Below are 14,026 nucleotides of genomic sequence, written 5' to 3'. Positions count from 1 at the left end.
TAGGGTTCGATCACCACATCGACCATCGAGGTGAAGTTCCCGATCGAGCGGGACAGGTGCACCACGTGCCCGGGATCGCCGCGCAACTCCCACCCTGCATTCAGCAGTGGGGTGAGGGTGGCCTGGAGGACGGCAGTCAATTCTTGGGCGGCGCGGTTGCGAAGGGCTTCCATATCGTCGACGTCGTCTTCGCTGCCCGGATCAATAATCCACCCGAGCAGCTCGCATGCGGCCTGTCCGACGACCCAGATCTGCGCGGGGGCTCCCAACGGTGTCAGCGAGGCCCAGCGGATCAGCTTGTCCAGCTTCTCGACCGAATCGACCGGCCCGGTCAACTCCCGCCCGGACGGTGTGTACGTGCCCGCGGCGGTCACGATCAACGCATGGCCATCGGCCTCGTCTCCGGCCGGAAGCGCCTCCCACACCGGTGGATCCGCTGCGTCGCTGCCGGCCGGAGAAGAAGCCGGCCACTTCGTCGCCGGCCACCGCAGCGCTGTCCACCGCTTCGTTGTCCACCGCTTCGTTGTCCACCGCTTCGTTGTCCGCCTCGGGAGGAGGCGGGGTCGGGGCGTCGTCGGCTTCGGCGACGTCGCACTGCTCGGACGATTCAGGGTGTGCGGCAACGGCCGGCTCGGAGTCCGCCTGATCGGCTGCGCCGAAGACACCAGCATCGACGGAGGCAGCGTCGTCGGGGAGAACATCGTCGACGGGGAGAACATCGTCGTCGGGGACAACGTCATCGTCGGGGACAACGTCATCGGTGGAAGCGGCAGACGCCGTCAGAGTCACCTCGGGCAGTCCGAACAGAGGAATCTGCTCCCACGGCCCGCTCATGACTCCTGCTCGACGATCCGGCCGTCGAGATCTGCCGGAGGGACGCTGTAGCGGTCGAAGAACTCCTGCAGGGCAACGTCCACGACGTTGGTCACCGAGAAGTTGCGGTTCTTCACCAGCCAGGTCAACCGCGCCTCCGTCGAGGCCAGGACCCGGGTATTGAGCTGCACTTTCGTCGGACCCCTCCGCGGTTCCAACTTCGCTACCACCTCCACGCTCGGTGCCGTCGCGTCGGAATAGCCTCCTGCACAATTAACTTCATTCTGCGATCGCACTGCCGGTCCGCTCCCCACCCCGGTCGGACGCTGGCGAGCGCCGTCCCGCTTTCCGGCCTGCACCATGCCCCGCTCCTCTGCTCCGGGGCGGCCACTGACCAAGCCGCCTACGACCGCATACTCCCCTGACCTCAGGCGTCCATGCTAGCGAGGTGCACGCTGAATCACGCGCAACTTCGCTCGCGTGTCTGCACGCATTTTGACACGCATGTCAGATAGGCGGTCAGGCGGTCAGGAATACGTTGATGGCGACGCGCTCCAAACCGCCGCTCACAGGCCCTCGGCAGGGCAACTCGAATTCAGTCGCAGCACTACCGGCCCACCAGGCGCCACGATGAGGCGTCCGACAGTCGTCCCCGAGTTGTACGGCGCGGACCAAGAAGACTGGCGGCTGGACGGTCCCGAGGACCCGTGCGTCCGGCAGTCCCCGGCACCGGGTGCGCCGGGGACCGGTACTTCCCGATTCTCATCTGCGCATAGGGATGGATGGTCGCGCAGCAATGTCACCGACGATCGAACATTGCCTGTATCACTTCTCTTTTGAGGTTGCTACAGCGGGAGTGCGGTGCAGGGCGGCCAACAGGCCGGTATCGGCGGCGTGTGCGGTCGAGGGTTCGGTGTGGGCGAACACCTCGGCGCTCGCGTCATCGATGACGACGCTCATGTCGGCGCGGTGGCGGGAGCGCATCACGCAGGTCAGCTCTTCGAAGAGCACGCCGCTGGTGTTCGGTATGCGCCCGGTCACGGGGGCAGCGGGTGTGCGCTCCGGGTGTCGGGCATCTATCCGACGGGGCCGAGCGGAGGTCGCGGGCGGTAACCCTCGTCCGCCAGCCATCCCCGTGCACGACCGCGTCTCCGCTCATCCGCAAACAGCCAGTATCGATGAACCTCGTCGGGCCACCGGGACAGCACGTCCTTGAAGCGCCGAAACGCCCCGCGCCCGGTAATCGCGATGTCGAGCCGGTCGGCAACGGCAGGGTCGGCTACCGACTCGATGAACAACTCCATGTCGCGGTAGCCCGCGCGTGATCCGGTGCAACGGACGTACAACCACCGGTCGGGATCGTCGTCGGTCTCGTCGTCGAACGCGTCGTCGAAGTTCATGGTCGGCCACGTTTGTCCCGTCCGCAGGTCGATCCGACCGCCGCCGTAGGCCGGGTCGCCCTCGAGCAGCGACGAGAGTTCCTCGAGGTCGACCGCGACAGGTCGGAGCATCGGTGTCGCGGACATCCCCAATGCGGCCTCCAGTGGGTCGGCGAGGTCGGCGTCGCCGGTCCAGTCGCGCAGGCGCAGCGCCGCCGCGCACTGGGCGGCCACCTCGTGTGCGCCGTCGATGTGGTCGTCGACCGCGGCGATGAGTGCGTCGCCGACCAGCTGCAGCACCTCGTCGGTCAATCGGCGGCGCACCAGGTCGACGACCGCGCCGGTGCGGGTGCTCAGGGCGACACGCAGCGCCGTCAGGGATTCGTCGTCCCAACTGGTCTCCATCAGGTGCCGACCCGGCTTACGGCCCCTGGCGTCGGGTGTTCCACCCGACGTCGGGTGTGTTCGTGGCGGTCACATCGGCCCCGCGGCCACCGAGACGTGGAAGTTCCCCGCACCCACGGACCGCTCAAGAGTCCGAATGACGGCAGCCGGATTGTCGTAGGGCCCGTTGAGGTAGAACGGCTGACCGTCCCTACCGAACTCGATCCGACCCGGCCCGTCCCACTCACCCAGGAACGCGGCGGCATCATCATCGAAGGCGGCCGCGGGCTCGAAACCGAGCCCGCGCGCATAGTGCACCGCCCCCAGGATCAGTTCGCGGCCGAGTTCAATCGGAATCTCCACCGCCGGACGGTCGAACGCTGCGTAGTACGTGCGGATGGCGCTGGGGATCCTGCCCGCGTCCATGGTTTCGGGGTCACGGGTGTTCTTCACCCCCAGGCAGTGCACGTCCGCCAGGTAGCCTCGCAGCGTCGCCCGACCACGCCGCCCCTCTCGTGCCACCAACACCTGCGCGAAGCCTTCGGCCTCACCGGCGGGAGCGTCCAGTTCCGCCCACTCCGGATGACCCTCGAGGCCCAGCCCGACACTCCAGCCACAATTGACCCAGCACCCCAGCACCCGCCCCAATCCTCGGGACGCCGCAGCCTCGGCAGCGATTCGTCGCACCAACGGCGCCACCACCGACGGCCGCACACCCAGAGCACGCGCGATCACCTTCGGCGGGACACCCTGCTCCCAACGCCGCCGCACCTGCTCGACCAACTCCACATCGTCCATGGCCCCCATTCTGCTCCAGCGATCGGGACGCTCCCGCGTCTGCACATATCCGCACATGCTGGGCCAAGTAAAGGGCGGTGATCCCCATCGTCGGCGCCGGGCACGTCGGTCGCGGCGGATCACCACCGACCGGTCACCCGTCTCGCCGCGGAAATCCTCCACTACGAATACTCCCGCGAAATCAAGCAAAGATCCCATGGCGAAGTCGACCGACCCCCGGCCCCGCAGCAGCCTCAACGAAGTCCGGTCCGCCACTCAAGACGCAGGTCAAGGCGCCCGGCGCGAGAACGATTCGCTGGCAGAGGACAGGCGTAGCTTGACGTAGCCCGCCCAGGGCTGGGGTCGTGAACAGGAGGTCCCATCCACCGGGTTCGGGTTCGGGTCCGGTGATCGGTCGCCCACCACCAGCGTTTTCGGGCGGCCATCCCGGTGAGCGCTCCGAGTGCGAGTGGGACGACCACGTAGCCGGCGGCGATGGCCCAGACCCACCTGGGCAGCGGCTCGCCGTTCTGCAGATCACCGGTCACGACAAATATGCGGTATGACGTCGCGAGTGGGTAGGTATTTTGCGCCCCTCGCACGTTCGGATTACGGCGCTCTTCCCCATTCGATCAGGGTTGGGCGTTCTTTTGCCTGTGTATGCGATGCGACGCGGCATGTCGTCCGCCCCCGGTCCTTCGAGGTCACCGGACCTGGGTGTTGTTGCGGGCGGGCCCCTGGATGGTGACACCGCGTTGCGCTGTGGCGTGGGCATTGTCGTGGAGCAGGATTCGGCTGTTGTCGGTGGCGTGGACGGTGGTGTGGCCCTCGGCGTGGACGGTGGCCTGGTCGTAGGCGTAGATCGTGGGTTCGTCAGTGGCGCGGACCCTGGCCCGGTCGACGGCGTAGACGGTGGTCTTGTTGCGGGCCTCGACCTCGGTGTCGTCGAACGCTTCGATGATGGCGATGGTGTAGACGTGGCAGCGAGTGTGTCCGTGTAGCTGGGCGTGCGCTGCGTCGGTGACGACGATGGCCGGCGACCGAGTCTGTTGTTGCGGTGTGCTTGTGGTGGTGCGGACGCGTGAGGTGCCGGTGATCCGCAGGGTACCGGTGCCGACGAGGTTGTGGAGTTCGAGGATCTGATCGGGCGGGGAGTCGATGATGACGGACTTCGCGCCCTGGGCGAACCGGGCGACGACGTCGGCGGCGGTGCGGCACGAAGTCCTGGGTGTACGGCACTGCGGCTTGCGGGTCGAGGTGGTTGGGCGCCTCATGCTCGACAACCTAGTCGCGATCCGTGCCGGGGATTGGGTGCCGCGCCTGGAGGCGACGCGTTCGCCACCTGCATGCCAATCGCGGGACGTGTCAAGTGGTCTGTGTACGGCGGCCCTGGGTGAATCCATACCCGAGAGGGTGAGAGAGGAGTTCGCATGTCTGATGACGTGGGATCGAATATCGTGAGTTGTTCGCGACTGACCGTTCGTGGACAAGCGGACGAGAGGATTCTTCCTGTGGCAATGTCCTTGGCCGCGTTGGCTGACCTGGCCCAGGAAGAAGGTCGGAGCACCGTCGATCTTTTCTATCCGCGGGTGCGGTTTCGCAGCGTGAATATCAGCGATCTCGACGCGTGCCTGGATTGGTTCGCCGAGTTGACGATGACGGTGGACATCGACGACGCCGACGACGTCGTCGTCGGTTCACTTGACTTCACGCTCATCCGCCTCGGTACCGAGGATCCCGTAGCGCTGTGCCTCGACCAATTCGATGGCTACCACGAGATGCTGGCGGGGTTGTTCGATGGCAATCAACTCACAGCCGAGGTCGAGGAACAGTTCGAGACCATGGGTATCGCCGCTGACGTCGTCCTTGTCCCGAACATCGCGTTCGTCACCGAACCCCTGCGGGGGCACAATCTCGGTGCTTGGCTTGTCGCCGAGACGATTCACCGCATGCTGCCCGCGGGAATCGTGCTGATGTGGCCCTACCCGATGGCCTCCTCAGACTCTCCGCAGATCGATGCGCTGGACAGTGCGATCACCCGGCTTTCCGACCATTTCCAGTTGTGTGGGCTGACCCCGGTCGAGTCGGCGCCGTGGGCGTTGGGCATGTCCACAGCCTTTGTCGCCCTCGGCGACGCGCGGTCCCAACTCAGCTCGGTCCGGGGCACTTCCGTTTCGATTCCGCTCGCCGACCTTCGTGTAGCCTCCACGCCGCCGGCAGCGGAGGCCTGAGGCTGGCACTTCTTGCCGGCGCAGGCGCCCGGACCAACGCGGCATGAACGAGGTTCGCACCGGATCGCTGCGCCTGCTGATACAGGGGTCGCTGACGGCAATGCAATGAGTGCGGGCGGAAACCAGTGGGTTCCGCCCGCACATTCAAGACGGCCGCACCGGTTGGCGGAAAACGGCCGGGCCCGTGGCCATCCTGACGGATGACGTGGAGCCGTACATAGCGCACCGGAGCTACATGCCGGCACCGCAGCGTGTACTGCTGTGCCTATGCACCGGTGCGGTAGGAATCTTCGGTGGCGTGGCCGTGGCTGGCCGTGGCGGGCCGGGTCGGGGGCTTGCCGCCCATCCTCCGGGCCACGACGCTGCTCTCGGAATTCGTGATCAGCTCGGCCCGGAGGCGTGAGGAACGCCCCCAGCTCGTTGAAATACGCGTTGCGTGGCATAGCAACCGGTGATCCCCCCACCACGCCGAGCCCGCTCCTCGCCAGGAGACGCCTGGGCGAATCGCATACCATCGCCCGGTGACCGATCCGGGAGATCCCACCGCCGAAGCCGCCATGGCCCTGCTCCGCGAACACGGCCCCATGAACCCCGACGAATGGGCGCGGTTGCTGGTCGCCGAGGGGCACGGCTATCTCGCCGACATGGAGGAACTGGCCGAGTACATCGGCCATCCCCGGCTCGGCTACCTGGCGGACGGTCGCAGCGCGGCCCTCGACTCGCTGCTCGACGGACGCGTGCTCACCCACCGGCTCACCGCCGTGGAAATCTCCTCCGGCATCCTCGACGCGCACCCGGACCTGACGCCGCTGCTGCCGTTCGACGACCACGACCCGGCGGCGGGCGGGCTGCACACTATTTTCCGTGACCTCGACGACGACCTGTTCGACGAGCGCGGTGTCCGCGATCCCGACTGGCCGGCGGACGCGGCGCTGCTGCTCGAACCGGACGCGCTCGCCGAATTCCGGCCCGGCGACCTGGTCGCGCTCGCCCTCGTCGACGGCGTACTGCGGCTCACGGCCGCCGCGGGCCCACCCGCGGCCGCACCGGATCTCACCGGCGCGTTGGCCGGCCTGGTGCCGCAGGAGGGCCCCGGTCCGCTGGACGGCATCGTCTGGCAGCTGATGGCCGACGACCGGACCCTGCTGACGGCGCCGACCCTGCCGCTCGGCGACCTGATCACCGACGCCGGATACGTGTGCGACGGCGATTTCATCGCGGCCCGGGGTTTCGACTTCGCCGCCCATCGCGGGAAGTCGCACCTCGCGACGGTCGCGGCGGCGCACCACCTCACCGACGACGAGACGGACGCGGTCATGGCGTTCCTGGCCCTGATCGGCGTGCTCGAGCGCACCCCCGACGACGAGCGAGAGCGCGCCGTCGACGCGGTCGTGGCGAGCGCGAGGGACCGGTTCGCCTACCTCGCCTCACCGAACGCGGCCCGCGCCGCGTTCGGCGAGGCGTACGCCACCCGCCGCGCCGGCCACGAGACCCTGCGCCTGGCCGCCGCGGTGCTCCGCGACCGCGGTCCCCGCAAGATCGCCCCGACCGCGCACTGGCTGGCGGGCAAGGCAGCCGAGCTCGACGGACGGACCACCGACGCCGAGCGGCACTACGAGCGGGCCGTGTCGGTGGACCCGAACTGGGACGAGGCGCTCGAGGCTCTGGCCCGCTACGCGTCCGATCGCGGTGACGCGGTACGGGCGATCGGGCTGCTCGACCGGGTCCAGGATGGGTACCGCGAACCCATGTACGACCTGCTCCAGTCGTTTCTTCCCGTCGACCGGCCGGACCTGGGGCGCAACGATCGGTGCTGGTGCGGATCCGGCCGCAAGTACAAGGTATGTCACCTCGGCAAGGCCGAGCACCCGCTGGAGCAGCGGGCTGGGTGGCTGTATCAGAAGGCGGCGTCTTTTGCGCAGGGCATCGCGTGGCGACCGCTGCTGCTCTCGCTCGCCCAGATTCGGTCTGCGCACGACGGCGATCCGATGGCGCTGTATCACGCGCTCGACGACCCGCTGGTCGCGGATGTGGTGATGTTCGAGTGCGGCGCGTTCGAGCGGTTCGTCACCGAGCGCGGCGTGCTGCTACCCGCCGACGAACTGCTCCTCGCGCAACAATGGCTGCTCGCCGAGCGGTCGGTGCACGAGGTCGAGGCGGTGCGTCCCGGCGAGGGGCTGACGCTCCGCGACGTGCGCACCGGCGACCGCCTGCAGGTCACCGAACGGACCGCCAGCAGAGCGCTTCGGGTCGGTGACTTCTTCTGCGCCCGAGTGGTTCCCGCCGGTTCCACGACGCAGATCTTCGGGGGCATCGAACCGATCGCGCCCGCCCAGCGTGGTCGGCTGATCGAGTTGCTCGACTCCGATGCCACCGACCCCGCCGAGCTCGTCGAGTCCCTCAGCGCCCGCCTCGCGCCGCCGCGGCTGGTCACCACCGACGGGCATCCGATGGTGGCGTGCCGGGCCGTGTTCGAGGTGGCCGACACCGCCGGGATCCGGCGTAAGCTCAGTCGCCGCTTCGGCGCCGCCGACAAAGACAGGTGGACCTGGACCGACGACGGCAGCGTGCTCGGCGTGCTGAACCTGGCCCCCGGCACCAAACCCTGGGTGCTCGAGGTCGAGGCGATGAACGAGCCGCGCTTTCAGTCGCTGGTCGAGGCCGTCGGCGCCGCCGATCCCGGGGCGAGACTGCGCGAGCAGACCCGGACGCCGGCAGCAGAGCTGATGGCTCAGGCGCAGGAAAACGGTGTTCGCCCGAGCCAACCCGTCGACCCCGAGGATCCCGAGATCGCGGCGGCGCTCGACGAGCACATCCGCGGATACGAGCAGCAGTGGCTCGATGACGCTATCCCCGCCCTCGGCGGTCACACACCGCGCGAGTGCGCCGCCGACCCCACCCGCCGCGACGAGCTGATCCGGCTGCTCGACTCCTTCCCGCAGCAGGAACGGCCGGGGGCGATGAGCGTGCACCGGCTGCGGGAGGCATTGGGGCTCTAGGATTCCGACTGCCGCCCACACACCGAACGTGACGACGTCGTTGCCTCACCCCGCCGACCGTGGCCTGCTGGGTGAGGGCGGCAATGGCGGGCGCCGTTGACCAGTTTTCCGCCCGCGCCCGTGTCAACAGGTGTCGTAGCCCGGCGAGGCGTCCGACCCCGAATGGCAACACGACCACAGACTGTTGACCCAGCCCAGCCAGGCGTCGGCCGCGTCGAGAGCCTGCTCAACAGACGGTCAGCGGGGTGAGCTACGCCCGCGGGTTGAACTGTCGGCTCCGGGGATGGATCCGCAGGTTGCAGCTGGATGCGGGCGCCGAACGCTGCTCGGATTACGAAATCGACCAACCAGGACCCGGGCTCGTCATTCAATACGTCGGACGCATCACTCGACCGCAAGACCACCGCGACCGTCCACGACTACCGCGACGAACTCACCCCCGTCCTCGCCTCCGCACTGCGCAAAACGCGCCACCCAGATACACCTCCCCAGACGTTCGAGGATCTCGGCGCCGGGGCCGTCGGCGCGGTGACAGCACACCCTCGCCTCTCGGCGATCTGGTCTTGACCACCATGCCGTCGGGGCCGAGCGGCACCCGGACCAGATACGGCACGGACCACCCCACATCGGGATGGCGGTCGCCGAGGAGATCATCGGGCGCAAGGTCAGGAAGGGGCCCGGGGTGCGGCGCACCCGGCTGACCCGCTCGGAGTTTCCCCGCCCGTAGTGCCATGATCTTCACGGCCGCCGATCGGCTGGGGACACGACACCACTCGGCGAGTGATCAACCTTTTCGTCCCGCTCGCCCATTTCTGCCCCGAAGACGACAGCGGCACCGTCGATCGCCGCCCCTGTGCACCCGGCCGGAGCCGGCGCGAGCCATCCGCCGCCATCAGTCGGCGCGGTGGCGCCACGTGCGGACCGGTCCGAGTGGACCTCCGGCTATCCTCGACGCCGTGACACCACCGAATCGTGCGGCGCTCGAAGCCCTGGTCGCCGAGGCCACCGTCGACTGCTACAACGACAGCGAATGCGTCACGGGTTTCTACACCATGCTCGACGAGCACCTCGACGTGCCGTTCCAGACCCGGGTGCTCGGAACCGATGTCACCGCGATGGGCATCGACCTGACCGACGACGAACACATCGTGGTGATCTGCGCCCGGGGCCGGTCGCGACAGCGCATCCCCCTCCTCGATCTGCCGTTGCCGACGCCCCAGCCCACCGGTGCGGAGTGGATCGAGGCATACCGTCACTGGCTGAGGTAGGTGAAGACATGAGTGTGAACACCGGCGACACCGGACCCCTGAGCGCGATCGGGGAACACCGCATCCGAATGACCGGGCAGGAAGCCCCGCTCAACCTGCACACGATGCTGCAGCTGTGCGCGGCGGGCGAACTGCGGTGCAGCGAAAAGACCCGCCGCCCCTCCGCGACCACGGTCGCCGCCGTGGGCTCTCAGCTCGCGGACGGCGACTTCTACCTGCACGACCCGATCGCGTCGTTCGCGTGGCCGCTGATCATCCAGGCCGGTGGGCTCGCCACGATCGACGGCGGGCGCCTGAAGCTGACCCCCAAGGGCCGCACCGCCCTGCGCCGGCCGCCAGCCGAGGTCATCCGGGGGCTGTGGCAGCGCTGGCTCACCCACGCGGTGATCGACGAGTTCAGCCGAATCGAGCAGATCAAGGGGCAACGCGCACGCAATGTCCTCACCTCGGCCAAGAATCGCCGACAGACGGTCGCGCAGGCATTGGCAAGCTGCCAACCCGGAGAGTGGATCAGCGTGGATTCCCTGTTCACGACCATGCGGCGGAAACGGTTGAGTCCCACCGTCGCCCGCAGCGAGATGGCGCTGTGGAAGCTCTATCTCATCGACTCCCAGTACGGCAGTCTGGGCTACGACGGCTACCACCGGTGGGAGATCCTCGAGGGCCGCTACACGGCCGCGGTGCTGTTCGAATACGCCGGCACGCTGGGACTGCTCGACCTCGATTACCTCCACCCCACCGGCGCCCGATCGGACTTCCACGACAACTGGGGCGGCGACGATCTGGACGCGCTGAGCAGGTACGACGGACTGCAAGCGATCCGGCTCACCGCCCTGGGCTGCTACGCCCTGGGCCTGACCGACACCTACCGCCCGCCCACCGACGACAAGACAACCGCGGTGCTGAAGGTCCTGCCCAACCTCGACGTCGTCGCCACCGGAACCCTGTCCCCCGGTGATCAGCTTCTGCTGTCCGGCTACGCCGAGCACACCGCGGACAGGGTCTGGACCATTTCCGCCGCGGGTCTGTTGTCGGCGGTCGATACCGGTCGCACCCTCGAGGACCTCGCCACATTCCTCGCCGAGCGGACCGACCATGAGCTGCCCAGCTCGCTGACGACCCTCATCGACGACATCACCCGCCGCGCCACCCGGCTGACCGACCTCGGCCACGCCCGGGTGATCGAATGCGCCGATGACGCCCTGGCCGCGCTCATCACCCGCGACCCCGCACTCCGCAACCTGTGCCGTCCGATCGGCGACCGCCATCTCGCGGTCCCACTCGAACACGAACTGAAATTCCGCAGGGCCCTACCGAAACTCGGCTACGTCCTGCCGAGACAGACCACGCCCTGAGCGACGTCGTCAACGCGGCCAGGGAAACGGAAGACGAACACCTCCTCGCTGAGGAAGAGCCCGAACACGCCTCTACCTCGACACCGACCGCCAGGCGATTCCCGTGCCTCGGCAGGTGGTCACCTGCCCGCACTATCTGCTTAGAACACCGCCCACGTCCGCTGGGCCACACCCCACGTGGATCGCACCTCGGCCGTACCCACCGACGCCCCAGCGAAGGCCGGTCAGACCCTCACCATCAGCGTCGACGCCGACGGCACCTCACCGGCCCCATCCCCCACAACCTGAACGGTGTGCAACCTCAGACGAGGGTGTAGCCGAGCGCCTCCGCGGCCGCAGCGAGACGGCGTTGCAGACCGGGATGCGCGAGCGGGTTCGACGTCGCCGGCCGGACGGGGAAGGCATCGGCGGCCGGGGGAAACAGCGCGGCACACGGGCCACCGGAAAACCGACCCCGATACAGCAGCCCATCGAGCCCGGGATGCGCAGCCGCAATGGTGCGGGCCCACCGCTGGGTGATGCCGTGTCCGGCGGAATCGAGGGCGAAGGTGCCCCCGACCCGGGTCGGCCAGCGGCCGGCCCCGAACCCGCCGACGTCGAGCAACCGCAGATCCCGGGCCGGATGCAGCCCGGTCAGATACGGCGCCTCCTCCACCCGGTCGATCGTGCGGGTGGCCTGGAATGCTTCCGCGAGTGCGCCGTGCACATCGGTGGCCCCGTACCAGACCCCGTGCCCCGGGTGGTCACCGCACGGGAGCGGGTGCGGGTCCAAACGCAGCACCGGACCATACGTCCGGAGCTCATTCCAGGCCAGCGCGTGGCTGCTGGTGGTGCGGTGCACCCGCCACAGCATCCCGGTGGTGGGGATCAGGGCGTATTCGTTGTCGCGGATGCCGTGATGGGAAAGTTCGTCGGCGGCCGGAGGGTGCGGGAGCATCCGCGCCACTTACGCTGCCTCCCATTCGATTTGGGCGATCATATCTAGTGCGGACTCGACGTCGCCGCCACTGGCGAGCCAATCGATGACCGATACCGGGCTTGCGTCCAGCATCAGATCGGCCCTGGGGTCGGCCAGGGCTCGCTCGAGCGCAAGGGGATGCAAACCGTCCGGGAGCATCGTCAGGTTGATGCGGTCAGTCTCCCTCTAACCCTTCGCCGGAGGCCGGTGCCGTGGGCTCCGGTTTGCGCTCATGCGGAACAAAGTGAACACCCGCGCTCATAACGTCATGACCAGCCCCGAAACGTCCACCGCACCGTCACCTGATTCGGTGACCATCGACCACCGGCACCGCACCACCGTCTCCGACACCGCCCAGCGGAGGCCGACTTGATCTCGGCTTCAAGGCCATCCTGAGACCACATGCAGACATTTCGGACAGCATTCTCAGGTTCGATCCGTAAAGTCACAAAGATCATCCGGGTCGGCTCTTTCCGGCCTCGATTCGGTACATCTCGTTCGACGGAGAGAATCCACTATCAGTTATCCGCACCGCGCCGGAACATCACCGAGAACCCATAATCTTCGCCACGCAGCAGCCGGCACGGCCTGGGTGCTTTCGTTCGCCTACTTGTTGGCGGAGGTGGTCACCGCGGCGGCGTGGAGCACGCCTTACAGCTTCGCGCAGGACTCGATCAGCTCCCTGGGCGTGACGACCTGCGAGGTCGGATCCTGCTCACCGATGCACGACGTCATGAATTCGACGTTCGTCGCGCTCGGCGTGCTCACCCTCCTCGGTGCGCTGTTTCTCCATCGGCACATACGAAGTGGCCGGGAGAAGAAGTGGATACTCTCGCTTGCCGTGATCATCGCGGCCAGCACCGCCGCCACCGGACTGTTTCCGGCGAACGATGGAACGATCATCCACTGGTCGGCCGTGTTGCCGGGCTTCGTGGCGCGCCACGCGGTGCTCGTGCTCATCGCCTGGCATCTGTGGCACGAGAAGCGGCTGGTCGCCCTGTGGTCCGCACTGTGCGCACTCGTTGGCCTGGTCGGCGCCGGCCTCATGCTGGGACGAGCGCTGCATTTCGGCCTGGGGGAGCGCCTCGCTCTCTACCCGTTACCGATGTGGATGGCCGTGACCGGCACGGCGGTACTGATGGCGCTGGCACGCCGCACGGTATTCCGCAATGTCGAATTCTCGCTGCGCGCTTTCCACCCCGGGGTATGGCCGCGGGTCTGGACGGCCCGACCGCAGACGCCCCCTCGGCCATCACGCAGGTCGCTCGCTTGACTGCATCATCGGTGCCAAGCCGAAGGTAGAGCCCCCAGCCCACGCAACAACTTGGTGGCACGAACTCGCAGACGATCCCGGCCCGATCCCCAACGAACCGTCGCGGCGATCGAGGAGTACGAGCGACTTCCGCACGACCGAGTCGTGGAACTACTCAACCCGAACACCACCACCAGTAGGGCCGCGCCGCCCAACTCACCCAGTACGCGACCGGCGGCGGATCCGACCCGAACGAAGTGAACGAGCCATGCGGATACACCCGCGGCTCTTGCCGTCTACGGGCCGTACAGCGATATCCTTGGGTACACCCTCGAGAGGCCAGCAGTGGTGTTTTTCTTCGACAGTGGCTCGGACCGGCAGAATCGATGTAGTCGATGACCGACAACGATCCCTTCGCGACGCAACGCGACGCGTCGGGATCGGTCTCGGAAGATTTGGCGGCTGCCGGATTCGAGGACGCACAAGAGATCGGCCGCGGCGGTTTCGGCGTCGTCTACCGCTGCACCCAGGCGGCGCTCGACCGCACCGTCGCGGTCAAGGTCCTCACCACAGACCTCGACGAGCAGAACCGGGAACGGTTCGTGCGTGA

At 67.7% G+C, this 14,026-nt stretch carries 13 protein-coding genes and 2 pseudogenes; 8 read left to right on the top strand and 7 right to left on the bottom strand.

The window, feature by feature from the left end; translation table 11 throughout:
• From ACFWAY_RS50805 to ACFWAY_RS50780, 6 genes and pseudogenes are all read right to left on the bottom strand, one after another.
• Nucleotides 1-834: pseudogene (locus ACFWAY_RS50805) on the bottom strand (hypothetical protein); the annotation flags it as partial.
• Entirely contained in the window at nt 831-1,004 is a 174-nt protein-coding gene (locus ACFWAY_RS50800) for a hypothetical protein (protein WP_378516110.1), read from the bottom strand. The gene ACFWAY_RS50800 and the pseudogene ACFWAY_RS50805, both read right to left, overlap by 4 nt.
• A gap of 634 nt (nt 1,005-1,638) precedes the next feature.
• The gene (locus tag ACFWAY_RS50795; protein WP_378516113.1) at nt 1,639-1,854 is read right to left on the bottom strand and encodes a hypothetical protein; all 216 of its coding nucleotides are present in this window, start codon (nt 1,852-1,854) and stop codon (nt 1,639-1,641) included.
• Between the two features lie 35 nt (nt 1,855-1,889).
• On the bottom strand, nt 1,890-2,597 hold the full coding sequence (locus tag ACFWAY_RS50790; protein WP_378516109.1) for a UPF0158 family protein: 708 nt from the start codon (nt 2,595-2,597) through the stop codon (nt 1,890-1,892).
• Nucleotides 2,598-2,666: 69 nt separating this feature from the next.
• The gene (locus ACFWAY_RS50785) at nt 2,667-3,374 is read right to left on the bottom strand and encodes a hypothetical protein (RefSeq protein WP_378516108.1); all 708 of its coding nucleotides are present in this window, start codon (nt 3,372-3,374) and stop codon (nt 2,667-2,669) included.
• Nucleotides 3,375-4,057: 683 nt separating this feature from the next.
• Nucleotides 4,058-4,627 carry a hypothetical protein gene (locus tag ACFWAY_RS50780; RefSeq protein ID WP_378516107.1) on the bottom strand — a complete coding sequence of 190 codons (570 nt, stop codon included), beginning with the start codon at nt 4,625-4,627 and terminating at the stop codon, nt 4,058-4,060.
• Nucleotides 4,628-4,870: 243 nt separating this feature from the next.
• Between ACFWAY_RS50780 and ACFWAY_RS50775 the strand changes: the two genes are divergently transcribed.
• The 6 genes and pseudogenes from ACFWAY_RS50775 to ACFWAY_RS50750 form a co-directional block, all read left to right on the top strand.
• Nucleotides 4,871-5,584 (top strand): hypothetical protein, encoded by a 714-nt coding sequence (locus ACFWAY_RS50775; RefSeq protein ID WP_378516112.1) that lies wholly within the window; start codon nt 4,871-4,873, stop codon nt 5,582-5,584.
• Between the two features lie 521 nt (nt 5,585-6,105).
• Nucleotides 6,106-8,583 (top strand): SEC-C metal-binding domain-containing protein, encoded by a 2,478-nt coding sequence (locus ACFWAY_RS50770; RefSeq protein ID WP_378516106.1) that lies wholly within the window; start codon nt 6,106-6,108, stop codon nt 8,581-8,583.
• A gap of 306 nt (nt 8,584-8,889) precedes the next feature.
• The gene (locus tag ACFWAY_RS50765) at nt 8,890-9,150 is read left to right on the top strand and encodes a hypothetical protein (RefSeq protein ID WP_378516105.1); all 261 of its coding nucleotides are present in this window, start codon (nt 8,890-8,892) and stop codon (nt 9,148-9,150) included.
• Between the two features lie 389 nt (nt 9,151-9,539).
• Nucleotides 9,540-9,851 (top strand): calcium-binding protein, encoded by a 312-nt coding sequence (locus ACFWAY_RS50760; protein WP_378516104.1) that lies wholly within the window; start codon nt 9,540-9,542, stop codon nt 9,849-9,851.
• An 8-nt stretch (nt 9,852-9,859) separates the two neighbouring features.
• Nucleotides 9,860-11,206: a helicase-associated domain-containing protein gene (locus tag ACFWAY_RS50755; protein ID WP_378516103.1), complete on the top strand. Its 1,347-nt coding sequence runs from the start codon at nt 9,860-9,862 to the stop codon at nt 11,204-11,206.
• A 52-nt stretch (nt 11,207-11,258) separates the two neighbouring features.
• Nucleotides 11,259-11,348: pseudogene (locus tag ACFWAY_RS50750) on the top strand (N-formylglutamate amidohydrolase); the annotation flags it as partial.
• A 159-nt stretch (nt 11,349-11,507) separates the two neighbouring features.
• Here ACFWAY_RS50750 and ACFWAY_RS50745 read toward each other — a convergent pair.
• A complete protein-coding gene (locus ACFWAY_RS50745; protein ID WP_378516102.1) occupies nt 11,508-12,143 on the bottom strand; it encodes an RES family NAD+ phosphorylase in 636 nt (211 codons plus the stop codon).
• A gap of 631 nt (nt 12,144-12,774) precedes the next feature.
• Here ACFWAY_RS50745 and ACFWAY_RS50740 point away from each other — a divergent pair.
• Nucleotides 12,775-13,437, top strand: coding sequence for a DUF998 domain-containing protein (locus tag ACFWAY_RS50740; RefSeq protein WP_378516111.1), 663 nt, complete (start codon nt 12,775-12,777; stop codon nt 13,435-13,437).
• A gap of 374 nt (nt 13,438-13,811) precedes the next feature.
• Nucleotides 13,812-14,026: hypothetical protein (locus ACFWAY_RS50735; protein ID WP_378516101.1), on the top strand; the 215-nt coding region annotated here is incomplete at its 3' end.

This window comes from Rhodococcus sp. NPDC059968 (assembly GCF_042738615.1).
Taxonomy (GTDB): Bacteria; Actinomycetota; Actinomycetes; order Mycobacteriales; family Mycobacteriaceae; genus Rhodococcus_F.
Note: the sequence above shows the minus strand (reverse complement) of the source record. Positions and strands in the feature narration are given on the sequence as shown.

Excerpts from the sequence above, each read along its gene's own strand:
- ACFWAY_RS50790 (WP_378516109.1), bottom strand. The coding sequence starts at position 2,597 with ATGGAGACCAGTTGGGACGACGAATCCCTGACGGCGCTGCGTGTCGCC.
- ACFWAY_RS50785 (WP_378516108.1), bottom strand. The coding sequence starts at position 3,374 with ATGGACGATGTGGAGTTGGTCGAGCAGGTGCGGCGGCGTTGGGAGCAG.
- ACFWAY_RS50780 (WP_378516107.1), bottom strand. The coding sequence starts at position 4,627 with ATGAGGCGCCCAACCACCTCGACCCGCAAGCCGCAGTGCCGTACACCC.
- ACFWAY_RS50775 (WP_378516112.1), top strand. The coding sequence starts at position 4,871 with ATGTCCTTGGCCGCGTTGGCTGACCTGGCCCAGGAAGAAGGTCGGAGC.
- ACFWAY_RS50765 (WP_378516105.1), top strand. The coding sequence starts at position 8,890 with ATGCGGGCGCCGAACGCTGCTCGGATTACGAAATCGACCAACCAGGAC.
- ACFWAY_RS50755 (WP_378516103.1), top strand. The coding sequence starts at position 9,860 with ATGAGTGTGAACACCGGCGACACCGGACCCCTGAGCGCGATCGGGGAA.
- ACFWAY_RS50745 (WP_378516102.1), bottom strand. The coding sequence starts at position 12,143 with ATGCTCCCGCACCCTCCGGCCGCCGACGAACTTTCCCATCACGGCATC.